Annotated in this window: 21 protein-coding genes; 11 read left to right on the top strand and 10 right to left on the bottom strand. The window is 64.0% G+C overall.

The window, feature by feature from the left end; translation table 11 throughout:
- Positions 1-67: 67 nt before the first annotated feature.
- On the top strand, positions 68-1099 hold the full coding sequence (locus EN869_RS13505; protein WP_127226160.1) for an NAD(P)/FAD-dependent oxidoreductase: 1032 nt from the start codon (positions 68-70) through the stop codon (positions 1097-1099).
- A gap of 52 nt (positions 1100-1151) precedes the next feature.
- Here EN869_RS13505 and EN869_RS13510 read toward each other — a convergent pair whose 3' ends face one another.
- Together EN869_RS13510 and EN869_RS13515 are read right to left on the bottom strand one after the other, a co-directional pair.
- Positions 1152-2627, bottom strand: coding sequence for an MDR family MFS transporter (locus tag EN869_RS13510; RefSeq protein ID WP_127226161.1), 1476 nt, complete (start codon positions 2625-2627; stop codon positions 1152-1154).
- Positions 2628-2849: 222 nt separating this feature from the next.
- Complete coding sequence (locus EN869_RS13515; RefSeq protein WP_127226162.1) at positions 2850-3470, bottom strand: DUF922 domain-containing protein; 621 nt, start codon at positions 3468-3470, stop codon at positions 2850-2852.
- Positions 3471-3554: 84 nt separating this feature from the next.
- Between EN869_RS13515 and folP the strand changes: the two genes are divergently transcribed.
- The 3 genes from folP to folK are packed head-to-tail and all read left to right on the top strand — an operon-like array spanning position 3555 to position 5267.
- Positions 3555-4409, top strand: coding sequence for a dihydropteroate synthase (folP, locus tag EN869_RS13520; protein ID WP_127226163.1), 855 nt, complete (start codon positions 3555-3557; stop codon positions 4407-4409).
- A gap of 2 nt (positions 4410-4411) precedes the next feature.
- On the top strand, positions 4412-4771 hold the full coding sequence (gene folB, locus EN869_RS13525) for a dihydroneopterin aldolase (RefSeq protein ID WP_042647736.1): 360 nt from the start codon (positions 4412-4414) through the stop codon (positions 4769-4771).
- Positions 4755-5267, top strand: coding sequence for a 2-amino-4-hydroxy-6-hydroxymethyldihydropteridine diphosphokinase (gene folK, locus EN869_RS13530; protein ID WP_127226164.1), 513 nt, complete (start codon positions 4755-4757; stop codon positions 5265-5267). The genes folB and folK overlap by 17 nt, the downstream gene beginning before the upstream one ends.
- Positions 5268-5277: 10 nt before the next feature.
- Here the strand turns inward: folK and EN869_RS13535 are convergent, their stop codons facing one another.
- On the bottom strand, positions 5278-5826 hold the full coding sequence (locus tag EN869_RS13535) for a DUF924 family protein (protein WP_127226165.1): 549 nt from the start codon (positions 5824-5826) through the stop codon (positions 5278-5280).
- A 10-nt stretch (positions 5827-5836) separates the two neighbouring features.
- Positions 5837-7672, bottom strand: a complete 1836-nt coding sequence (locus EN869_RS13540; RefSeq protein WP_128334341.1) for a monovalent cation:proton antiporter-2 (CPA2) family protein — start codon at positions 7670-7672, stop codon at positions 5837-5839.
- 244 nt (positions 7673-7916) lie between these two features.
- Here EN869_RS13540 and EN869_RS13545 point away from each other — a divergent pair, with 244 nt between their 5' ends.
- The 3 genes from EN869_RS13545 (at position 7917) to EN869_RS13555 (ending at position 10810) form a co-directional block, all read left to right on the top strand.
- Positions 7917-8900: an AraC family transcriptional regulator gene (locus EN869_RS13545; protein WP_127226551.1), complete on the top strand. Its 984-nt coding sequence runs from the start codon at positions 7917-7919 to the stop codon at positions 8898-8900.
- Between the two features lie 61 nt (positions 8901-8961).
- Positions 8962-10170, top strand: a complete 1209-nt coding sequence (locus EN869_RS13550) for an MFS transporter (protein ID WP_127226167.1) — start codon at positions 8962-8964, stop codon at positions 10168-10170.
- A gap of 373 nt (positions 10171-10543) precedes the next feature.
- Positions 10544-10810 carry a hypothetical protein gene (locus EN869_RS13555; RefSeq protein ID WP_127226168.1) on the top strand — a complete coding sequence of 89 codons (267 nt, stop codon included), beginning with the start codon at positions 10544-10546 and terminating at the stop codon, positions 10808-10810.
- A 77-nt stretch (positions 10811-10887) separates the two neighbouring features.
- On the opposite strand, the gene EN869_RS13560 is transcribed toward EN869_RS13555, so the two are convergent.
- The 4 genes from EN869_RS13560 to EN869_RS13575 form a co-directional block, all read right to left on the bottom strand.
- The gene (locus EN869_RS13560; RefSeq protein ID WP_167498555.1) at positions 10888-11442 is read right to left on the bottom strand and encodes a hypothetical protein; all 555 of its coding nucleotides are present in this window, start codon (positions 11440-11442) and stop codon (positions 10888-10890) included.
- Positions 11443-11541: 99 nt separating this feature from the next.
- The gene (locus EN869_RS13565; RefSeq protein WP_127226170.1) at positions 11542-12615 is read right to left on the bottom strand and encodes a TIGR01620 family protein; all 1074 of its coding nucleotides are present in this window, start codon (positions 12613-12615) and stop codon (positions 11542-11544) included.
- The gene (locus EN869_RS13570) at positions 12612-14084 is read right to left on the bottom strand and encodes a YcjX family protein (protein WP_127226171.1); all 1473 of its coding nucleotides are present in this window, start codon (positions 14082-14084) and stop codon (positions 12612-12614) included. The genes EN869_RS13565 and EN869_RS13570 overlap by 4 nt, the downstream gene beginning before the upstream one ends.
- A 63-nt stretch (positions 14085-14147) precedes the next feature.
- Positions 14148-14651: a histidine phosphatase family protein gene (locus EN869_RS13575; RefSeq protein ID WP_127226172.1), complete on the bottom strand. Its 504-nt coding sequence runs from the start codon at positions 14649-14651 to the stop codon at positions 14148-14150.
- Positions 14652-14886: 235 nt separating this feature from the next.
- Here EN869_RS13575 and dksA point away from each other — a divergent pair, with 235 nt between their 5' ends.
- The gene (gene dksA / locus EN869_RS13580) at positions 14887-15303 is read left to right on the top strand and encodes an RNA polymerase-binding protein DksA (protein ID WP_040972254.1); all 417 of its coding nucleotides are present in this window, start codon (positions 14887-14889) and stop codon (positions 15301-15303) included.
- A gap of 108 nt (positions 15304-15411) precedes the next feature.
- On the opposite strand, the gene EN869_RS13585 is transcribed toward dksA, so the two are convergent.
- A complete protein-coding gene (locus tag EN869_RS13585) occupies positions 15412-16137 on the bottom strand; it encodes a flagellar biosynthetic protein FliO (protein ID WP_167507033.1) in 726 nt (241 codons plus the stop codon).
- Between the two features lie 208 nt (positions 16138-16345).
- Between EN869_RS13585 and EN869_RS13590 the strand changes: the two genes are divergently transcribed.
- Both EN869_RS13590 and EN869_RS13595 read left to right on the top strand, forming a co-directional pair.
- The gene (locus EN869_RS13590) at positions 16346-18931 is read left to right on the top strand and encodes a PAS domain-containing sensor histidine kinase (protein WP_127226553.1); all 2586 of its coding nucleotides are present in this window, start codon (positions 16346-16348) and stop codon (positions 18929-18931) included.
- Positions 18932-19077: 146 nt separating this feature from the next.
- Positions 19078-19785 (top strand): purine-nucleoside phosphorylase, encoded by a 708-nt coding sequence (locus EN869_RS13595; protein WP_127226173.1) that lies wholly within the window; start codon positions 19078-19080, stop codon positions 19783-19785.
- Between the two features lie 158 nt (positions 19786-19943).
- Here the strand turns inward: EN869_RS13595 and EN869_RS13600 are convergent, their stop codons facing one another.
- On the bottom strand, positions 19944-20333 hold the full coding sequence (locus EN869_RS13600) for a hypothetical protein (protein WP_127226174.1): 390 nt from the start codon (positions 20331-20333) through the stop codon (positions 19944-19946).
- Positions 20334-20638: 305 nt separating this feature from the next.
- Between EN869_RS13600 and urtA the strand changes: the two genes are divergently transcribed.
- Positions 20639-21949, top strand: coding sequence for an urea ABC transporter substrate-binding protein (urtA, locus tag EN869_RS13605; protein WP_127226175.1), 1311 nt, complete (start codon positions 20639-20641; stop codon positions 21947-21949).
- Positions 21950-21967 lie beyond the last annotated feature (18 nt).

Genomic DNA, 21967 nt, shown 5'->3' on the forward strand with positions numbered 1-21967 from the left:
ATGCTGGCTGCTTGGCAGCAGGCCAGCGCTCATGCAGTCTCGCACCATTCCCAATGGGGCGCAGCGCATGACCGATACCATCAAGACGGACGTTGTCATTGTCGGGGCGGGGCCGGTCGGCCTGTTCGCCGTGTTCGAGCTCGGCCTTCTCGACATGAAATGCCATCTGATCGACATTCTCGACCGTCCCGGCGGCCAATGCGCCGAGCTCTATCCGGAAAAGCCGATCTACGACATTCCGGGTTGGCCGATGATCTCCGCGCAGGGCCTGGTCGACAAGCTGATGGAGCAGATCCATCCGTTCAAGCCGGAGTTCACCTTCAACCGCATGGTCGCGAGCCTTGAAAGGCTGGAGGACGGCAGTTTCCGCGTCGCTACCGACGAGGGCGAGGTGTTCGAAGCCAAGGTAGTGGTGATCGCCGCCGGCGGCGGCTCCTTCCAGCCCAAGCGCCCGCCCATTCCGGGCATCGAGGCCTATGAAGGCAAAAGCGTCTTTTATTCCGTGAGGCGCATGGAGGAATTCCGCGGCCATGATCTGGTCATCGTCGGCGGCGGCGACTCCGCGCTCGACTGGACGCTCAACCTGCAGCCGATCGCCAAAAGCGTGACGCTGGTCCATCGCCGCCCGGAATTCCGTGCCGCGCCCGACAGCGTCAACAAGATGTATGCCATGCAGGAGATGAAGCAGCTCGAATTCCTGGTCGGTCAGGTCAGCGGCCTTGCCGGCGCCGATGGCCAGCTGTCGTCAGCAACCATCAAGGGCGGCCCGGATGGCGACGTGGAGGTGCCGTGCACCCGCATGCTGCCGTTCTTCGGCCTGACCATGAAGCTTGGGCCGATCGCCGAATGGGGGCTCAACCTGCATGAAAACCTGATCCCAGTCGATACCGAGAAGTTTCAGACGTCGATCCCGGGCATCTTTGCCATCGGCGACATCAACTGGTATCCGGGCAAGCTCAAGCTGATCCTGTCGGGCTTCCACGAGGTGGCGCTGATGTCGCAGGCGGCCAAGCGCATCGTCAGCCCCGGCGAGCGCATTGTCTTCCAGTACACCACCTCGTCGACCAGCTTGCAGAAGAAGCTCGGCGTCCACGACTGAGGTATGTTGGTATGAGGCGGCTGCACCTGATACTCAACACACTCGGAGAGATCTATTCCGCAAGCACCGGCGCGGCGTGCTCGTCGTGGCCGCGCAGTTCCTTTTCCGGCATGAGCGCCAGCACGATCAGCGCAAGGACAAGCGTGATGCCGGTGGTGAGGAAGATCATCACAAACGGCAGCGCCGATGACAGTTCGATATGCGTCGCGGAGCCCTCGGACGACAGCGGCAAGCCGTAGCCGAGCGCCACGGCGCCAAGGATCGCCACGCCGAGCGCGCCGCCCAGCGTCCGCAGGAAGGTCAGCACCCCGGTCGCCACGCCAAGGTGAGCGCGGTCGACGGCGTTCTGGACCGAGACGGTGGCGACCGGGAAGGTCGTTCCGCTTCCCAGGCCCGTGAGCGTGGTCAGGATCAAAACCTCGAACAGGGATGCGTGTGCCGCAATGGCACTGAGCACGCCAATGCAGACGATGGCCAGGCCGACGCCGATCATGGCAATGCGCTTGTAGTGGACGAAACGCGGGATCATGCGGCCGCTGAAAGTGGCGCCGGCGACAGTGCCGAGCAGAAGGCCGAGCATGGCGGTACCGGATTGGCTGACTGAAAGCCCGACCACCGACTGCAGGTAGACCGGCAGGTAAACCGAGGCGCCGATGTTTGCCGCCTGTAGCAGGAACATCGACAGCGTGCCGGCGAGCACGATCGGGTTGCCGAGCACTTCGAGCGAGATCAAAGGCTCGGCCGCCCTGAGCAGCCTCAGCGCGAAGCAGGCCCAGAACACGACCGAGCAGGCCACCAGCCCAAGGATTTCGCGGGAGAACCAGGGATAGGCGCTGCCACCCCAGTTGAGCGCCAGGAGCAGCAGCGACGTCGCGACAACCAGCAGCACGGCGCCCAATCCGTCGATGCTATGGTTCTTGGCCGCGATCGGCAGCTTCCTCAGCGGGTTGTTGATGATGGCCATGGCCAGGAAGCCGATCGGCAGGTTGATCCAGAAGATCAGCGACCAGTGCAGGTGTTCGGCGAAGACGCCGCCGAGCAGCGGACCGGCGACGCTGGCGACCGCCCAGGTGCCGGCGATCCAGGCGGCGTAGCGCGCGCGCTCGCGCGGCGGCACGAGATCGCCGATGACCGTCTGGGCCAGCGCGAAGAGACCGCCGCCGCCGGCGCCCTGGATGGCGCGGCCGATGACCAGCACCAGCATGTTGGGCGCCAGAGCGCTGACCAGCGATCCGAGCAGGAAGATCAGGATCGCGGCATAGATGACGGGACGGCGTCCGTGGACATCGGAAATCTTGCCGTAGAGCGGCGCCATCGCGGTCGCGGTCAGAAGATAGCCGGTGACGATCCATGGCAGATATTCGGCATGGCCGAGCGCGCGTGCGATCGTCGGCAGGGCAGGGGCGACGATGGTCTGGTCAAGGGCCGCCAGCAGCATCGACAGCAGCACGCCGCCGATGATGGCGTTCTTCTCGCTCTCGCTCATCGGCGCGGCTTTCGGCGCCATCGTCTCGACGGTCTGGTCCATGCGTCATTTCTTTCAAAGGCTGGTGCTCGGCGCGCCAAGAGGGCTTTGGCCGGTAGCGCCTGTCATTTCCATCGCGGACAGGGTTCTGGGCGTTTCGAACCGCTATATGTCGTTCGATATAGGCCGATTTCGACCGCCGCTCGAAAGTTTTTGCCGTCTGGCATCATGTTTGGGCGAAATTGGCCCCGGATCCGGCTTGCTCGAGGTCAAGCTTGCTCGAGGTCAAGGCGGCGGCAATCGGCCGGCCTCGACGCGCTCCATCCGGTAGCGCATCAGCCGCAGGATTCGGCTCTCGAAATTGGCGCCCTCGACCCTGTCGAAGCGCACCTGGTCCTGATCGTGACTGGCGAGCTCTGCCGCCTGGACCGCCGCAGCCTTGGCCTTCGCCTGCTCGCAGGTCCTTTGCGGGGGGATGGCTTTCAGCGCGTCCTCGAGCAGGCGCGCATGGTTCTTGGCGATCTCGACATGGCGCTCCTCATGCCGTTTGATGTCGGCCGAGAGCGTGTCCCAGAACAGCCTGACGTCGGGTTCGGATTTGCGCGGGCGCCGCCATTCCGGGAGGATCACCTTGACCTTCACGGTGACGGCCGCGTCGGCGACGCGGCAGGACTGCGCGCTCTGGGCGTAGCTGATGCGTGTCGTAAAGGCCATCTGCGTGGCGCCGGGATGGCGCGACCCGGTGCTCTTCACCTCCGGGCCGTTTTTCGACAGCTGGTTCTGGATATCGTCGAGCGTGCGGCCGCCGACGCTGAAATAGCTGTAGGTCTTCACCAGATTCGCCGCGCCCGCCGGCATGGCGATCAGAGCAAGCATTATGGCGCCAAGCAGGGATCGGTTCATCATATTGCCTCTTCACGCACCTTGCTTTAGGGCCGTCGCCAGCGCAACGGAATTGATTTCGCGCGGATCACGCATGGTTGATGGACAATGACGACAAGGCGATGGCAGCTGGCGCATGGACGCTATCTCGACCTCGGTCCGAAGGCAGTCGTCGTCGGCATCCTCAATGTGACGCCCGATAGTTTTTCGGACGGCGGCCTCTTCATCGCGCCTGAAAAGGCCCTGGAACAGGCGCGCCGCATGGTGGAAGAAGGCGCCGCGGTCATCGATGTCGGCGGGGAATCGACGCGGCCGGGTTTCGCACCGATCACCGCTGAAGAAGAGCAGGGCCGCGTGCTGCCGGTCATCGCCGCGCTCGGCGCTTCCGGCGCGGCGCTGATTTCGGTCGACACCTATCGCGAGGATACGGCGCGGCGCGCGGTCGCCGCCGGCGCCCATATCGTCAACGACGTGTGGGGGCTGCAGCGCGAGCCTGGGATCGCGCGCGTCGCAGCCGAGACCGGCGCCGGGCTTATCATCATGCATACCGGGCGCGAGCGGCAGAAGCTGCCCGACGTGATCGAGGATCAGTTCCTGTTCCTGCGCAAATCGCTGGAGATCGCGCGCGCCGCCAATGTCGCCGACAGCCAGATCGTGCTCGATGCCGGCTTCGGCTTCGCCAAGGAGACGGCGGAGGAGAATCTCGACCTGATGGCGCGGTTTTCAGAGCTTCAGGCGCTCGGCTATCCGCTGATGGCCGGAACATCGCGCAAGCGCTTCATCGGCAACGCCACCGGGCGCGAGCCTGGCGAACGCGCGGCCGGCACGGCGGCCACCAGCGTCATCCTGCGCTTGAAAGGCGCCGACCTGTTTCGCGTCCACGATGTCGCAATCAACGTGGACGCGCTGGCGCTGACCGATGCTATGCTTCAACGCGAAACCGAGCTTCCTCGCGGACACTGATGATGTACGTCATACGCATGAAGAACTGCGCCTTCTTCGCCCGCCATGGCGTGCTGGACGAGGAGGAGACGCTTGGCCAGCGCTTCTATGTCGATGCCGAGCTGACCGTCGAGCCCAGCCGTCCGCTGACCGAGGATTCCATCGAGGACACCGTCAATTATGGCGTCGCCTTCGCGGTCATCGAGAAGATCGTGACGGGACATCGCCGCTTCCTGATCGAAGCGCTGGCGTTGGAAGTCGCGAAGGCGCTGACGGCACGGTTCTCGCAGATCAGGAAGGCCGCGATCACCGTGCGCAAGCCGAACGCCCCGGTGCCGGGCGTGCTCGATTATGTCGAGGTGACCGTTGTCTGGCCAGAATAGCGTCGTCTATCTCAGTCTCGGCGGCAATCTCGGCGATCCGGCGAAGTCCATGGGCGCGGCGTTGCGCATACTGGACGGCGACGACGCGACGCACGTCACCGCCGTCTCCTCGCTCTATCGCACGCCGCCTTGGGGCAAGCTCGACCAGCCCGATTTCCTCAATGCCGCCGCCGCGATCGAGACGGCGCTCTCGCCGCGCGCGCTGCTCGACCTTTGCCTCGACGTCGAGAGGCGGCTGAAACGCGTGCGCGAGGAGCGCTGGGGGCCGCGCCTGATCGACATCGACATCCTGGTGTTCGGCGACCGGGTGATCCACGAGACCGGGCTCGAAGTGCCGCATCCGCGCATGCTGGAGCGCGCCTTCGTGCTGGCGCCATTGGCCGAGATCGCGCCCGGACTATCGATCGGCGGCAGGAGCGTTTCGGAACGGCTCGGCGCCGTCGATAGGTCCGGTATCGAGCGGCTGCCCTCGGGCCGGGAATGGTGGCTCGGCTAAGATCGGCCGGTTAGCCGGAGAAGCCGCCGCTGTCCAGGAAGGCCTGTTCGTCGGCCGTCGTTGCGCGGCCAAGCATCCGGTTGCGATGCGGAAAGCGTCCGAAGCGCCGGATGATTTCCAGATGCTCTTCGGCGTATTTCAGATATTCGGGCGCGTTGGCGGTCGTGAGCTGCACCGACCGCTTCTGGTCGGCCAGCGCCTCGGAATGCTCGAAGGGCAGATAGAGGAAGACGCGCAGAGCTTCTTCGAGGTTCAGGTCATGCCCGGCGGCGATTGCCTTGTCGGCGAAATGCCTCGCCAGCGGGTCGGTCGCGTACATATGGCCGGTGCCGCGGAAGCAGTTGCGCGGGAACTGGTCGAGCAGGATCATCAGCGCCAGCGATCCTTCGGCATGCGCGTTCCAGTCGTCGCATTCGCGCCGGGCCGCCGCATAATGAAGCTCCAGGAAGCGGTTGCGGAAATCCGTGTCGAAGGCGTCGCTCTTCTCGAACCAGGCATCCTCGCCTGCATCGCGCCAGAATTTGGTGACGGAAAGCGCCCGCGGATCGAGCTCTGCCATGCCTTGCCCCTCAGTTGTTGGTCTCTGCCTTGTTCAGCACAACAGCGGTCTCCTGGTTCAGCGCCCGGCCGGCGCGGCGCGGCTGCGTCAGCGGCGTCGGGATCGGTGTGCCGATATTGCCTTTGAGGAAACGTTGGCCGGCGCGCACGCCCTCGGCCAGTTGCGTCTCGAAGCGCGCTTCGTCGCGGCGCCGGACATCCTCGATGACCTCGGCGACTTCCTCCGGATCGACGCCAAGCGACTCCAGCGCGGAGCCGCCGAAGACCAGCGCCGATTCGAACGTCTCGCGCAGCTGATAGTCGACACCGGCGCGCACGAGCTGCAGCGCGGTACCGCGGTCGAAGGCGCGCGCCAGGATGGTGACCAGCGGGAATTCTGCCTTGATCAGCTGCACGATGCGCACGGCGGCGTCCGGCTTGTCGACGCAGATCAGCACCGCGCGAGCGCGCCCAGCGCCAGCCGCATGCAGGATGTCCAGCCTCGTGCCGTCGCCGTAATAGACCTTGAAGCCGAAATCGGCGGCGGCCTGGATCATCTCCACCTCATTGTCGATGATCGAGACGTCCATCCCGCGCAGCAAAAGCGGCTGGCTGGCGATCTGGCCGAAACGGCCGAAACCGATGATCAGCACGCTGCCGGTGAGGCCGTCGGCGATATCGACACCGTCGAGGGACTGCTCGTCGCGTGGGGTCAGGTAACGCAGCGCCACGATCGCCAAGGGCGTCAGCACCATCGAGATGATGATGATGGCGGTCAGTGTCGCGTTGGCCCGGCCATCGATGATGCCGACCGCGGCGGCGGAGGAATACAGCACGAAGGCGAACTCGCCGCCCTGCGCCATGAAGACGGCGCGTTCGAGCGCCTCGCGATGGCCACTCTTCAGGATGCGCGCGACGAGGTAGATGCCGAGCGCCTTCATGACCACGTAGGCCACGACGTAGATGGCGACGAGCCGCCAGTTCTGGGCGACGACGCCAAGGTCGAGCGACATGCCGACAGCAAGGAAGAACAGGCCGAGCAGGATGCCGCGGAATGGCTCGATGTCGGCTTCAAGCTGGTGGCGGAAGGTCGATTCCGACAGGAGCACGCCGGCGAGGAAGGCGCCCATCGCCATCGAGAGGCCGGAGAGTTGCATGGCCAGGGCCGATCCCAGCACCACCAGCAAGGCCGCGGCGGTCATGACTTCGCGGGCGCGGGCGTCCGCCAGGATGCGGAAGAGCGGATTGAGCAGATAACGGCCGGCCACGACCAGCCCGACGATCGCGGCAATGCCGATGCCGACTTCGGTCAGCCGCTCCGACAGGCTGGTCTCCGCGCCGCCAGGCGCGAGGAACGCGACCAGCGCCAGCAGCGGCACGATCATCAGGTCCTCTAGCAGCAGGATGGAGACGATGCGCTGGCCTTTCGGCGTGGCGATCTCGCCGCGCTCCTCGAGCAATTGCATGACGATCGCGGTCGAGGTCAGCACGAAGCCGGCGCCGGCAACGAAGGACTGCGCGATGGGAAAGCCTCCAGCCAATCCGACGAGCGTGAGCAGGACCGCGCAAACGCCGACCTGGAGGGCGCCCAATCCAAAGATCTCGCGACGCAGGCTCCAGAGCCGCGACGGCTGCATTTCGAGACCGATGATGAACAGGAACATGACGACGCCGAGCTCGGCGACGTGGAGGATCGATTCCGATTCGGAAAAGACGCGCAGGCCGAACGGGCCGATGACCACGCCGGCGGCGAGGTATCCGAGGATCGAGCCCAGCCCCATACGTTTGAAGATCGGCACGGCGACGACGCCAGCGGCGAGCAACGCCACCACCTGCACCAGATCGCTGCTCGACGCTTCAGCTGCCATGCCTGCCATCCTGTTGCTCTAAAGCGCGTCGCCTGAAAAAGATTCAGGTAACGCGCTTTAGGTCTTTGCTTGATGCATGTCGTTGTCGCAGAACCGCTGCACACTTCTGGGCGACGTGCATTAGAAGCACTCCTTGCATGCACCGGGAGCGGGAAGCAAGGGCCGCAGGACTGACTGGAAGGGTAGGGTGCCGTCGAAGCAGCCTTCGCTTGCCTGCCGGACGTTCGGCATCTATAATGGCCAAATGCCTGACTATTCGTCCCGCCCGCCTTCAAATATCCCGATGGATGCGCTCAGCGAAGTCCTGCAAGACTTTCACTTGAGCGGAGTCAACTATGGCCGCTGCGAACTCCGACATCCATGGAGCATCGCCTTTCCGCAACAGAAGCTGCTTCGCTTTCACTTTGTCGGCCAGGGTCCGTGCTGGATTTATACCGAAGCGGAAGGATGGCAGGAGTTGCGCGATGGTGATCTGGCGCTGCTGCCGCAAGGCATTGCCCATCGGCTGGCCAGTGCGCCGGACGTTGTCGGCGACTCGCTGGAGGGTTGCCAGGTGACCAAGGTGGGAAGCAATGTCTGTGAGGTGGTGCGGGAAGGGACGGGCGCGACAAGCACCCTCTTCTGCGGCTCCATGGCTTTGGGCGTCTGTGCGCTCAATCCACTGATCACGTTGATGCCGCCGATCATCAAAGGGTGCGACGTGGCCGGCAATGACCCGATCGTCGGTCCTTTGCTGGCGGCTATGACGGCTGAGGCCGCGCAACCGCAGATGGGCAGCGCCACTATCTTGTCGCGCATGGCGGACTTGCTGACAGCCCGGCTCATACGCTGCTGGGTCAATTGCACTGGAGCCTCGACCACCGGTTGGCTCGCCGCCATCCGCGACCCTCATATCGGCCGCGCGCTGGCAGCCATGCACCGAGACCCCGGCCATAGCTGGACCTTGGAAAGCCTTGCCGGCCTGGCCGGCCAATCGCGCTCGATTTTCGCCGAGCGCTTCAGCGCTGTGTTGGGGGAAGGCGCCGCGCACTATCTCGCTCGTCTGCGTATGCAGCTTGCCCGCGAGCTGCTCGGGCAAAACGGCCTGTCGGTTGCCGAGGTCGCTACCCGTCTGGGCTATGATAGCGAAGCATCCTTCGCGCGCGCGTTCAAGCGCATCACAAATGTCTCGCCAGGCGTTGTGCGCCGCACAATTTCCGGACGAACTGACATAAATTTCGGATTTTGAGATACATATCATCCGAAGGGACTCGTCTATTTAAGACCTCCAGGACCTTGGAGATCTTTCAGTGACAGACACAACATTAGAGCTTGAAGACGCGGCGATAGATCTCGATGCCGCCGCGCCAACCACGTGGACCGCAGCCACCTGGTTCTCGGTCATTTCATTGGCGGCCACTAGCTTTGCCCTGGTGTCAGCCGAATTCCTGCCCTCTGGCCTGCTGACGCCGATGGCGCGCGATCTCGGCATCAGCGAAGGAACGGCCGGACAGGTCGTCACCGCCACCGCTTCGGTCGGTGCCGTGACGGCCATGTTGAGCAATGTTCTCATCGGCCGATTGAACCGCAAGACGGTGCTGGTTGGCCTCAGCGCCCTGGCGGTCGGCTCCAACCTCCTTGCAGCGCTGGCGCCCAATTTCTGGTTGTTGCTGTTGGGCCGGGCCGGGCTCGGAATCGCTCTCAGCGCCTTCTGGGCACTCTCGGTTGCCGTCGTGGCCAGGCTGGTTGGCGCCAATGCGACAGGTCGGGGCATGGGCATCGTCACCCTCGGCGTCTCGCTTGCCACCATTGCCGCACCATCGGCGGGTGCGTTGATCAGCGACTGGCTGGGATGGCGCAGCGCCATGGCCTTGACAGCGGGGCTGGCCGTGATTGCCATGCTGCTGCAGTTGCTAAGCCTGCCAACCTTGCCCGCGACGGCCAGCAATAGCCTTGCGGATGTATTTCGGCTGACACGGCGGCGTGGCATTCAACTCGGCATGCTGGCCATCCTTTTGCTGATGACAGGGCATTTTGCCGGCTCGGTCTATGTGCGCCCCTTCCTCGAACATGTGACGCTCCTGGCAACAGGGCCAATTGCCCTGGCCCTGCTCGGATTTGGCATCGCCGCCGTGATCGGCAACGTTGCCGGTGGCCGCATGGCCGACGCCAACATCCGTATGGCTCTCGTAGGCACCGCGGCGCTGATGGCGTTTGCCGCGCTGGCATTGGTGCTTTGGGGCGTGCACATCGCAGTTGCCTTCGCATTCGTCACGCTTTGGGGCTTGGCATTCGGCATGGCGCCGGTGGTGCTGCCGACCAATCTGTCGCGCGCGGCACCTGATGCGCTGGAAGCGGCGGGCAGCCTGATGGTCGTCTCTTTCCAGGTTGCCATCACCACCGGCGCGGTTGTCGGCGGCTATGTCGTGGACACCTACGGTGCCTCGGGGCCCTTGACCCTTACCGTCGTCCTTGCCGCATCGACAGTTATGCTGGCGCTGCTGCAGCCTCGCAGGTGAACTTCGCTCCAGACCTAGAGCGTCTCACCGTTTCACGAAAACGATGAGACGCCGCTCTATCTCTTTGTTTTTACGCAATCCCGAACGAAAGGTTACGGCGAGGTCGCCGACCCTAAACGCTTCACACTTTTCCTGGAATTGCTCTGAAGCGCGTCGCGCCTGAGCGGCCTCATGCGACGCGCTTTGGGTTGTTTTTATGCGGCCTCAAATCCGGAACGCCGCGATATTGCAGCCTGGTTACACAAGTTTATGCGACCCGGTCGTTGCGTGCCGCCACAATCAGCGGTTAAGGCACGCTTGGCTCTGGCCTTTGGGCTTCGGCCATTGGAGGCGGCTGCGATGGGCGGCCGCCTTTTTTGAGGAGAGGACTGACATGAAGAAGTTTTTGCTCGTTGCCGTCGGTGTTGCGGCGCTGGCCGGTTCGGCTTGTTCCAAGGGGCCGGAATGCACGCAGGAGATGGCCGCCAAGAAGGCGCAGGACATGGCCGCCGCGCTTCAGGCGGCGATCACCAAGGATCCGAGCAAGGCCGCCGACCTGACCGCCAAGGTGCAGGCCGTGACGACGAAGTATCAGGGCGCGACGACGCTCGACGAAGCCTGCAAGGCCTATGACGAGCTGACCGCCACCATCAAGGGTTGAGCTCAACCGTAGAGAGGTGCGAAGGCGGTGGCCAAGCGGCCGCCGCCTTTTTTGTTTGCGGACGTCGCTGCGCCAGATCAGTTCTTGGCGATGGCGCCGACTTCGACGGAGTCGATCCGCTTCAGGTTCATACCGATCACCGGCACCAGCTGGTTGTCGACGCGCACGGCCACAGTCACGGTCATGGAATTGTCGTCGGGCACGCGGGCCTGCATGACGCCGTTCAGCTGCTTGCGGTTGATGGTGAAGACGACCTTCTGGGCGTCGACGACGTTGCCGCCGACAATATCCATGCCGCTGCCGGTCGAGCCGCCCATGAAGCTGCCCTTGTAGCCGTCGCGTCCCTTGCGCTCGACGGTCGCCGACATCTTCTGCGTGAACACGCCGACCCGGCAGTTGCCGTCAAGCGTCATGCCGATTTTTGCGTCAGGCGTCGAGCCGTTGAAATCGCAGGTGAATTTGGTGCCCTTGTACTTGCCGGCGATGATCTCGCCAGGGCCGACCCATCTGCCTTCGACCGAATGGAAGAACTGCTTGTCCGGGTCTGCGCCAAAAGCCTTTTCGACGAGGCCGAGCGGTGCGGCAATTGCAACCGTCGCGGGCAGGACGCAGGACAGGATTACGCTTCTCATGGACGACACCCGGCACGACAGAGTCTGTTCTTGAAACCTGTCTGACCATGGCGAAGATTGGTTAATGCTTCGTCACTGGAGGTGGCTTTCGCGTTTACCCTATCGGTCCGCCTGATCGTCCTTTTTTGCCGCGAAGGACGTCAGCGCCGAGAGGAAATCGCCGAGGCCTGGGCGCTTCACGGCGATGAACGGCAACGGGCGTGCGGTTTCCATCGCGGCGATGCCGATGCGGGCCGTCATCATGCCATTGACGACGCCTTCGCCGAGCTTTGCCGAGAGTTTCGCGGCAAGCCCATGGCCGACGATCTGCTGCACGAAACTGTCGCCGACTGCGATCGAGCCGGTTACCGCCAGGTGCGCGAGCACGCCGCGCGCCAGCCGGAAGAAGCCGAGCGTGCCGGGACGGCCACCATAAAGCTCGGAGAGCCGGCGGATCAGTCGCCCGGCCTCAAATACGACATAGGCAATGTCGACCAGCGCGCGGGGGCTGATGGCCGTGATGAGGGAGACGCGCTTGGCGGCCTCCAGAATCATGATTTTTGCGCGCGCATCGAGAGGCGACAGGATCTCGGTCTCGGCCAGCCGCACCAGATTGGCGCCGTCGATGATCTCGCCGCGCAGCTCGGCGAGCGAACGCCGGCCGGCGGCGGTCTCGGGTGTTGCGGCGACGAAGGCCGAGAGCTCGTCGACGAGGGCGCGCGCTGCCTTGGGATCGTCGCGCGCCACGGCATCCAGGGCGCGCTTCTGCATCTTTTCGACTTCGGCAAGGCGGGCGATGGCAAGGAATTCGCGGATGAGGATGACGAGCAGCGAGAGCAGCGCGATCGCCGCCATGCCGGCCGCCAGCCAGCCGAGCCATTCGGCGCGCGCGAACAGGTCACGGATCAACTGGTCGGCCCAGAGGCCGACCGCCAGTGAGAGGAGCACGCTAAGGGCGCCGAAAAACAGCCGGGCCAGCAGCGAGCGCTTTCTCGGCGCCGTCGCCGGCGGCGGGACCGCGGCCTCGATGTCCGGTTCGTCGAAGACGTCGACCTCCGAGGGGATGACGACCGCCATATCGGTTCGCGCGGCGCGCGGCTTACGCGCGGGCTGATCCTCGGCGACGCGGCGTTGCGGCCTCGATTCCATCTCGGGCTCGATGCGAAAGGCCGCCGGTTTGCGAGGCGCGGTCATGCCAGATGATCTCCGATCAGGAACTGCAGCGCGCGGTCGAGCCGGATATGCGGCAAGGACAGCGTGACGCCTTCGGCGGTGCGTTCCAGCTTCGGCGGGCGGAACCGCACGAAGCGGATCGCCGGCTCGGCGGCGTCCGGCTGCGACACGCACACGTCGAACACGGCATCGACCTTTTCCGGCAAATCGCCCGGGAATATGGCGGTTTCGGCCTTTCCGTCGAACGTCTCGCCGTTGATCGTCTCGCCCTTCAGCGGGGTGCCGATGATCACCGGCAGCGTCTCGCGACCCTGCTTCACCGTACCTTCGCGGGTCGAGCGAACCGCGGCCATGGCAACGACATCGACAGCGGCGCCGCTGAAATTTGCCCGGGCAACGGCGCGGTCGGTCAGCCGGCGCACGATCGCCTGCAGCCGGTCATGGCTTTCATGGTGCAGATGGTCCGCCTTGGTCGCGGCCACCAGGATGCGGTCGATGCGGCGCGAGAAGAAGTCGGTGAGGAAATTGCCCCGTCCGGGCCGGAAGCAGGCCAGGATCTCGGTGACGGCGCGCTCCAGATCGGCCATGGCAGCCGGGCCGGCATTGAGCGCCTGCATGGCGTCGATCAGCACGATCTGCCGGTCGAGGCGGGTGATGTGCTCGCGAAAGAACGGTTTGACGACATGCGTCTTATAGGCCTCGTAGCGGCGCTCCATCATCGCCTGCAGTGATCCGGAGCGCGGCCGGCCTTGCGACAGCATCATCAGCGGCGCGAAGGTGAGGGCCGGCGAGCCTTCGAGGTCGCCCGGCATCAGGAAGCGGCCGGGCGGCAGCGTCGACAGCGCCCGCTCGTCGAGCTTACAGGCCTTGAGATAGGCGGCAAAGCTCTCGGCCAGCCGCCGTGCCGTCATCTCGTCGCCGTCCGTCTCGGGATTGACGGTGGAGGCCAGCTCTCGCCAGGCCTGCGACAGTTCGGAGCGGACGGGCAGGGCGGCCAGCTCGACCGCCTCGCGCGAAAAATCGGCGAAGGATTTGCCGAGCAGCGGCAGGTCGAGCAGCCATTCGCCGGGATAGTCCACGATATCCACGGATAGCTTTCCGGCTGAGAACAGCCGGTTCCAGCCGGAAGCTGACTCATATTCGATGGTGAGCCGCAGTTCTGAGATGGCGCGCGTGGAGTCCGGCCAGACGCGGTCGTTCACCAAAGCCGCGACATGGTCCTCGTACTGGAAACGCGGAACGGCATCGTCCGGCTGCTCCTCGAGGAAGGCGCGGGCGATGCGGCCGGATTTCTGCGCCTCGAACAGCGGCAGGCGTCCGCCATGGACGAGGTTGTGGACGAGGGCGGAGATGAACACCGTCTTGCCGGCGCGGGACAGGCCGGTGACGCCTAGACGCAATGATGGGGAGAAGAGCCCGGCGGCGCGGCCCGACAACGTGTCGAGCGCAATCCTTGCTTCATCCGTGAAGGTGGTCAGCGATGATGCCAAATCGGGCCTCTGGTTGCGCGTCAGCGCCCGATATAAGCGTCGGGCCGGGTTTTTGAAATGGTCTCAGAGGTCGGCGGGCGTGAGAAAGGCTTCGAGATAGCCGTTGCCTTGCGCTGCCTCGGCGAGGTTGCCGGGAAAGCGCACCACGGCGAGGCCGGAGGTCGGAAAACCATGGTTCATCATGCCGCGCGCCGGCTCCTCGCCATCACCAGATACCGCCATGGCCAGGTCTTCGGTCATGGGATTGTGGCCGATGACCAGAAGGGAGTCGGCGCCGCCATTCCTGCGAATGATGTCGAGATAGCCGGCCGCATCCTCGCTATAGAGCGTGTCGAAGAACAGGACCCGGCCGGTGTCGGTGCGCCCCGCCAGGCCTTCCAGCGTCTGCCTGGCCCGTTTTGCGTTCGAGCAGAGGGTCACGTCCGGCACGTAACTGCGGACCCGCATGGCTTCTCCGATCGCTTCGGCGTCGGCCATGCCCGATTCGTCGAGCGGGCGGTCGAAATCGCGCACGCCGGGCATTGCCCAGCCGGCTTTGGCATGCCTCAACAGGTAAAGCCTACTCAATCGGACCCCCATGATGAAAGCGCGATTAGTCACCAGAACCACGTCATGCACAATGGCCGGCGGCAGCAACTGCAACGAATCATGTGCGAATTCGTTTTCTGGCGTTGAAACAACGTTGTCGCGCAGGTTGCCGATGCGAGACTAACAATTGCGTGAAACTCTCGCCGATAGCGCTTGTGTAGCCTTCGGTCCCCGAATATATAGGCGCCAAATTTGGGGTTGTTGGGTGAGTCGAATGAACGACATCGTTACCGCCGATTACGTACCCTCCGAAGACGAGCCGTTCATGAATGAACGGCAAAAATCGTACTTCCGCCAGAAGCTAATCACTTGGAAGAACGACATTCTCCGCGAAGCGCGCGAAACCCTCGAAATCCTGCAGCAGGAAAACGCCAACCACCCCGACCTTGCCGATCGCGCCTCCTCAGAAACCGACCGCGCCATCGAATTGCGCGCCCGCGACCGCCAGCGCAAGCTCATCTCGAAAATCGACTCCGCGCTCCAGCGCATCGACGAAGGCACCTACGGCTATTGCGAGGAAACCGGAGAGCCGATCGCGCTGAAGCGGCTTGATGCGCGCCCGATCGCAACGCTATCGATCGAGGCGCAGGAGCGTCACGAGCGCCGCGAGAAGGTCTACCGCGACGACTGACGCGAGCTGGACAGGGCAAAGAGCATCGAAATGGCCGGATTTCCGGCCATTTTTGTTTTTCGACGTCAAGCGTGGAGAATAGCTGACCCGCCGGCAGTTGCCGTTGGGTCAGCGCTTGTGGCTGCCCAGTTCGCCCAGAAGCCTGGTCATCTCGTCGTCGAGCGAAGGCTTGGCCGCTGGCTTGTTTGCCGCCGGCGGCTGGGAATGCTGATCGTCGAGAGAGGTCTCGAGTTCGTGCATCAGCGTGTCGTCGATGGAATCGTTCGAGGGCGGCGGCGGATACCTGGTACTGCCGTTCGTCGCTCCGTAGCTCGGCAGCGGCATGACCTTGGCCGTCGGCTGGCTCGGCGCCGCCGGCTTCGGCGCGGGAGCGGGCGCCGGCGCGCGTGGACGCGCGGCGGCGGCCGGCTGGGCGGTGGACGGCGGTGTCGACCTGGCGGGCGCAGGTGCGGGCGCGGGTACCGGTTGCGGGGCGCGCGGGCGCTGCGCGACCTGCTGCTGGCCGCTGTCGCCGGTCAGCGCGGGCCGGCGCGGCGCGGCCAGCCTGATATCGCGTTCGACCACGACATCGGTCGGTCCGCCGATCAGGATCAGGTGCTCGATGTCGTCGCGGCGCACCAGAACAAGCCTGCGATGACTGTCGACGGCGGTGGCGTCCATGACCGCAAGGCGCGTCTTGCGGTTCCTGCCGCCGGCCACGAACGTGCCGAAGGTCAGGTTGCGCACCACCTTGATGACCAGTAGGACGACGACAAGCAAAATGAGGGCTGCAAACGTCCACAGGATTGCAGCGACATAACCCGGACCCGCCACGCTATCCAGCCACTGCAGCATCGGTGCACCCAATCGCCTCTTGAGGTGAGGCGACACTAGACCGCGGTGGCCGCCCGCCGCAAGTTCACATCACCCATCGTGAACAGTTTGAAACATGAATCGTTGATTTTATCGGACATTTGCCGCCGGGGCCTTTTCCGCTACAGGAGAATGTGATTCAACCGGCCGTCCGCGCCCATCGGACACCGGAATCATGAGCAGGGGGAACATGGCCAAGGAAGCGCGCGGCGATTTCTATCCGGTACCGATCGTCGACCAGAACACGCGTCCGGGCGCCGTCACCAGGCTCATCGTCTTCATCGTCGTGCTGACCGGCGCCGCGATCGTCTTCGGACTGTTCCGCGAGCGGCTCGGCGATCCTTTCCTGCTCGGCATGCTCGGCGTGCTTGCCATGATCGGCGTCGGCTTTCTGTTCGCGACAGCGATCGGCTTCGTGCAGATTGCGCCACGCTCGACCGGCGACGAATTGTCGAAAGCCTTCGTCGACTCAATGTCGCAGGGGCTTTTGGTCACCGACACCAAGGGTCGCGTCGTCTATGCCAACCGCGCCTATGCCGACATGACGGGTGCCGCCTCGGCCGCCGATCTCAAAACGGTCGAAGGGCTGCTGTCGGATGTTCCCGAGGCGTCGATGACGATCTATCGGCTTGCGTCGGGCCTGCGCGACGGCCAGGCCGGCGACGGCGAGTTCCGGCTGGCGCAGTCGATCAAGCCGGGCGTCGAACCCGGCGCGCGCTGGTATCGGGCGCGTGCCCGCGCCTTCAGCATGCCCGGGCAAAGGCTGCCGATGCTGGCGTGGCAGCTCGCCGACATTTCGCAGGAACGAGCCGAGCAGGAGCGCTTCTTCCTCGACCTGCAGAAGGCCATCGACCATCTCGACCACGCGCCGGCTGGATTCTTTTCGGCCGACCAGGAAGGCCGCGTCACCTATATCAACGCCACCCTTGCCGAGTGGCTGGGCATCGATCTTGCCAGTTTCACGCCGGGCGCTATCACGCTGCCGGAAATCATCGCCGGCGACGGCATGGCGCTGGTCCGCTCGGTCAAGGCCGATCCCGGCACCACGCGCAACGCCGTCATCGATCTCGACCTCACCACCATGAGCGGCCAGGCGCTGCCGGTGCGCTTCATGCACCGGGTTTCGGCAAGCCGCGAAGGCGTGAACGGTCCGACCCGCACGATCGTGCTCAACCGCACCCAGGGCGAGGACGCCTCCGCGGAACTCAGGGCTTCCGAGGTCCGCTTCACCCGCTTCTTCAATTCGACGCCGATGGCGATTGCCGGCGTCGATGCGAACGGGCGCATCCTGCGCACCAATGCGCCGTTCCTGCAGCTGTTTTCGTCCGTGGTCGACCGCGACGCCGTCGACCGGCGGGTGCGGTTCGAGACCATCGTCCACGAACGCGACCGGCCGGGTTTCGCGGCAGCCTTCGAAAAGGCCCGGCAGCGGCAGGCCAATATCGAGCCGATCGACTCCGTGCTGCCCGGCAATGAGGAGCGCCATATCCGCTTCTACGTCAACGCCGTCGCCGACAGCGCCGGCGGCGAAGGCGCCGAGGAATCGGCGATCGTCTACGCGGTCGAGACCACCGAGCAGAAGGCGCTCGAGGGCCAGATGGCGCAGAGCCAGAAGATGCAGGCGGTCGGCCAACTCGCCGGCGGCATCGCGCATGACTTCAACAATGTGCTGACCGCCATCATCATGGCGTCGGATCTTCTGTTGACCAACCACCGCCCGTCGGATCCGTCCTTCCCCGACATCATGAACATCAAGCAGAACGCCAACCGGGCAGCGTCGCTGGTGCGGCAGTTGCTGGCCTTCTCGCGCAAGCAGACGCTGCGGCCGGAAGTGCTCAACCTGACCGATGTCCTGGCCGATCTCAGGATGCTGCTTGCCCGCCTGGTCGGCAACGACATCAAGCTGAAGATCGACCACGGCCGCGACCTGTGGCCGGTCAAGGTCGATATCGGCCAGTTCGAGCAGGTGGTGGTCAATCTCGCCGTCAATGCGCGCGACGCCATGCCGAGCGGTGGCGATCTCACGGTGCGCACCCGCAACGTCACCGCCGACGAGTGCAAATCCTTCGCCTATCGCGAGTTGACGCCGGCGGATTACGTGCTGGTCGACGTCGAGGACACCGGCAGCGGCATCGCGCCCGACGTGCTGAAGAAGATTTTCGAGCCCTTCTTCACGACCAAGGAAGTGGGCAAGGGCACCGGCCTCGGTCTGTCTATGGTCTATGGCATCATCAAGCAGACCGGCGGCTTCATCTTCTGCGACTCCGAAGTCGGCAAGGGCACGGTGTTCCGCATCTTCCTGCCGCGTCACATCGCCGAGGCGAAGAAGCAGGCCGAGCCTGGCGAAGCCCCGGCGACCGCGGCGACGGTTCCGGCCAAGCCGACCGATACGGCGAAAGATCTTTCCGGCTCGGCCACCGTGCTTCTGGTCGAGGACGAAGACGCCGTGCGCATGGGCGGCGTTAGGGCGCTGACCTCGCGCGGCTACACCGTCCACGAGGCGTCGTCGGGCGTCGAGGCGCTGGAAGTCTTCGAGGCGCTCGGCGGCAAGGTCGATATCGTAGTGTCCGACGTAGTGATGCCCGAGATGGACGGGCCGACATTGCTCGGCGAGCTGCGCAAGCGCCAGCCGGACATCAAGTTCGTGTTCGTTTCGGGCTATGCCGAGGACGCCTTTGCCAAGAACCTGCCGGCCGACGCGCATTTCGGCTTCCTGCCGAAACCGTTCTCCCTCAAGCAACTGGCGACGATCGTCAAGGACGTGCTGGAATCGTAGGGCGGTTCGTCGTTCACTGAGAATCGCTCTATTCTTTTGTTTTTGACGCAATTTCCTGGAATTGCTTGTAAAACAGCTACTGCTTGCACATTGCGGCGGCCCTGCCATGATGGCAACTGGATAGGTCTATCATGGGGTGGTAGCGCGTGACGCCGCATATCGAGGCGGGCAAGGGTGATTATGCCGAAACGGTGCTGTTGCCGGGTGACCCCGAGCGCGCACGATGGATGGCGGAGACCTTTCTCGATGCACCACGCTGCGTGAACCGTCGAAGGGGCGCGCTGGGCTTCACCGGCCGGTTTCGTGGCAAGCCGGTCAGCATCCAGGCGACCGGCATCGGCGCTTCGTCCTTCCTGATCTATGCCCATGAGTTGCTCGACTATCATGGCGTGAAAACGCTGATCCGCACCGGCACTTGCGGCGGCTTATCGGAGGACGCGCCGCTGCGCGGCATCGTGATCTCCAGCGAGGTGCGGGCCGAGGGCGCAACCAGCGGGCAGGTATTTGGACTTTACCGGCCGGCGGGACCGGACCGGGCGCTCCATGCGCTGGCGCTGCAACGCGCGGCCGATCTCGGCATCGCCTGCAGCGCTGGGCTGACGATCTGCAGCGACGTGTTCCACCATCCCGATGGCCGAGCGCGGTTCGACGAGCCAAGGGCGCTCGGAGCGCTGGCGGTCGATATGGAGACCAGCGCGCTCTACCGTATATCGGCGCATTTCGGCGCGCGCGCTCTTTCGCTGCTCACCGTCGTCGATCATATCGTCACCGACGAGGAGACCGACTATTCGGAACGCCAGGCGCTTTTCACCGACATGGCCCGGCTGGCGCTCGAAGTCGCGGCAGGGAGTTAGGCGGCCTCCCGCTTCAGCGCAGCCTGCTGCTCGGAGCCGGGCGGTGGGCGCTCTTGAGGAGATCACGGTGCCTAAGGCACTTCGGCAACATTGGGATGACATGGAGAGCGCTATTTCGGGTCACTGCCCGGGCCCGCGCGTCCGCTATCCGCCGACAGCTATTTCTTGGTGCAGGTCGAGGCCGTGAAGGCGCCGTTCTGCTGCTTCATGATGATATCGAAGGAGGGGCCGCTCGGGTCATCCAGCGTCGCCTGGGTCATCGAGATCGAATTGCCGCCGCTGGTGTAGCCGCCGAGCGGACCAAGCCAGGCGATCTCGCCATTGGCGTTCATCTGGTAGTTGTAGGCCTGCGGCGCGGCGCCGAAGGTATCCGGGCCGCTGTAGAGGCTGCCCTTGATGGTGATGACGCCGAGGTCGAGGAACAGTCCCAGCAGATAGACCTCGCAGTGATAAGCGCCGTCGGGCAGCTTGCCGTCGGTGAAATCGGCGCGCGCGCCGCCGGCGGTGGTAAGCAGAAGCAGGAAACTCAGGATGAAGCGTGAGGCCATAGTGTCTCTCATTTGCGCGGCGACCTTGCCGCATTTAGCGTGCGGGCCGCAACAGGGCCGATCGAGGTCGCGTTCAATTCAGATGAAAGTTTAGGCACTTTCATCATTTGGGCAAAATCTAGGCAGGGCTGCGTAAACTTTTCTCAATCCTGTCGCAGTGCAGCAGCGGTCAAAATTTGCGAATGCTCATATAAGCGCCTGTAATTATTGAATTATTCCGAAATTTTTCTTGACCAATTTCCGTCTGGCACGTCGCTTGCACAGTTACGTTGCGGTGCAAAACAACCAGCTTGGGAGTGTGTCATATGAGGGGTAACTTCGCGAAAATAACAAAAATTCTGTCCGCCGGCGTCGTCGCGGCCGGCCTGCTGGCATCGGCTTCCGCCAGGGCGGCTGAAGACACGATCAAGGTCGGCATCCTCCATTCGCTGTCGGGGACCATGGCGATTTCGGAGACGACGCTGAAAGACGCCATGCTGATGCTGATCGAGGAGCAGAATGCGAAGGGCGGTCTGCTCGGCAAGAAGCTCGAGGCCGTCGTCGTCGATCCGGCGTCCAATTGGCCGCTGTTCGCCGAAAAGGCGCGCGAGCTGATTTCGAAGGACAAGGTCGCGGCTGTGTTCGGCTGCTGGACCTCGGTGTCGCGCAAATCGGTGCTGCCAGTGTTCTCCGAGCTCGATAACATCCTGTTCTATCCCGTCCAATATGAGGGCGAGGAAAGCGAGCGCAACGTGTTCTACACCGGTGCGGCTCCGAACCAGCAGGCCATCCCTGCCGTCGACTATCTGATGAGCAAGGATGGCGGCTCGGTGAAGCGTTGGGTGCTGGAAGGCACCGACTACGTCTATCCGCGCACCACAAACAAGATCCTCGAAGCCTATCTGAAGTCCAAGGGCGTGCCGGCCGAGGACATCATGATCAACTACACGCCGTTCGGCTTCTCCGACTGGCAGACCGAAGTTTCGGCGATCAAGAAGTTCGGCTCGGCCGGCAAGAAGACCGCTGTCGTCTCGACCGTCAACGGTGACGCCAACGTGCCGTTCTACAAGGAACTCGGCAACCAGGGCATCAAGGCCGAGGACATCCCGGTCATGGCCTTCTCCGTTGGCGAGGAAGAGCTCGCCGGTCTCGACACCAAGCCGCTGGTCGGCCATCTCGCCGCCTGGAACTATTTCGAGAGCGTCAACACGCCCGAGAACAAGAAGTTCATCGCCGACTGGCACAAGTTCATCAAGAACAACAAGCGCACCACCAACGACCCGATGGAAGCTCACTATATCGGCTTCAACATGTGGGTGAAGGCGGTCGAAAAGGCCGGCACCACCGATCCGGACAAGGTCATCGACGCGATGGTCGGCGTTTCGGTGCCGAACCTGACCGGCGGCTATTCGACGATGATGCCGAACCACCACATTACGAAGCCGGTGCTGATCGGTGAAATCCAGGCCAATGGCCAGTTCCAGACGGTCTCGAAGACGCCCGGCCTGGTGATGGGCGACGAATGGTCCGACTACCTGCCAGATTCCAAGGACCTGATTTCCGATTGGCGCGCGCCGCTCAGCTGCGGCAACTTCAATGTCAAAACCGGCAAGTGCGGCGGCAAGGGCACCAACTGATCCTTCCCGGGCTGGACC

The organism is Mesorhizobium sp. M2D.F.Ca.ET.226.01.1.1 (assembly GCF_004022705.2).
In the GTDB taxonomy this organism is placed as follows: Bacteria; Pseudomonadota; Alphaproteobacteria; order Rhizobiales; family Rhizobiaceae; genus Mesorhizobium.

What these genes read in the sequence shown, in the direction of transcription:
- EN869_RS13505 (WP_127226160.1), top strand. Translation starts at nt 68, where the DNA reads ATGACCGATACCATCAAGACGGACGTTGTCATTGTCGGGGCGGGGCCG.
- EN869_RS13510 (WP_127226161.1), bottom strand. Translation starts at nt 2,627, where the DNA reads ATGGACCAGACCGTCGAGACGATGGCGCCGAAAGCCGCGCCGATGAGC.
- EN869_RS13515 (WP_127226162.1), bottom strand. Translation starts at nt 3,470, where the DNA reads ATGATGAACCGATCCCTGCTTGGCGCCATAATGCTTGCTCTGATCGCC.
- folP (WP_127226163.1), top strand. Translation starts at nt 3,555, where the DNA reads ATGACGACAAGGCGATGGCAGCTGGCGCATGGACGCTATCTCGACCTC.
- folB (WP_042647736.1), top strand. Translation starts at nt 4,412, where the DNA reads ATGTACGTCATACGCATGAAGAACTGCGCCTTCTTCGCCCGCCATGGC.
- EN869_RS13535 (WP_127226165.1), bottom strand. Translation starts at nt 5,826, where the DNA reads ATGGCAGAGCTCGATCCGCGGGCGCTTTCCGTCACCAAATTCTGGCGC.
- EN869_RS13540 (WP_128334341.1), bottom strand. Translation starts at nt 7,672, where the DNA reads ATGGCAGCTGAAGCGTCGAGCAGCGATCTGGTGCAGGTGGTGGCGTTG.
- EN869_RS13545 (WP_127226551.1), top strand. Translation starts at nt 7,917, where the DNA reads ATGCCTGACTATTCGTCCCGCCCGCCTTCAAATATCCCGATGGATGCG.
- EN869_RS13555 (WP_127226168.1), top strand. Translation starts at nt 10,544, where the DNA reads ATGAAGAAGTTTTTGCTCGTTGCCGTCGGTGTTGCGGCGCTGGCCGGT.
- EN869_RS13560 (WP_167498555.1), bottom strand. Translation starts at nt 11,442, where the DNA reads ATGAGAAGCGTAATCCTGTCCTGCGTCCTGCCCGCGACGGTTGCAATT.
- EN869_RS13565 (WP_127226170.1), bottom strand. Translation starts at nt 12,615, where the DNA reads ATGACCGCGCCTCGCAAACCGGCGGCCTTTCGCATCGAGCCCGAGATG.
- dksA (WP_040972254.1), top strand. Translation starts at nt 14,887, where the DNA reads ATGAACGACATCGTTACCGCCGATTACGTACCCTCCGAAGACGAGCCG.
- EN869_RS13585 (WP_167507033.1), bottom strand. Translation starts at nt 16,137, where the DNA reads ATGCTGCAGTGGCTGGATAGCGTGGCGGGTCCGGGTTATGTCGCTGCA.
- EN869_RS13590 (WP_127226553.1), top strand. Translation starts at nt 16,346, where the DNA reads ATGGCCAAGGAAGCGCGCGGCGATTTCTATCCGGTACCGATCGTCGAC.
- EN869_RS13600 (WP_127226174.1), bottom strand. Translation starts at nt 20,333, where the DNA reads ATGGCCTCACGCTTCATCCTGAGTTTCCTGCTTCTGCTTACCACCGCC.
- urtA (WP_127226175.1), top strand. Translation starts at nt 20,639, where the DNA reads ATGAGGGGTAACTTCGCGAAAATAACAAAAATTCTGTCCGCCGGCGTC.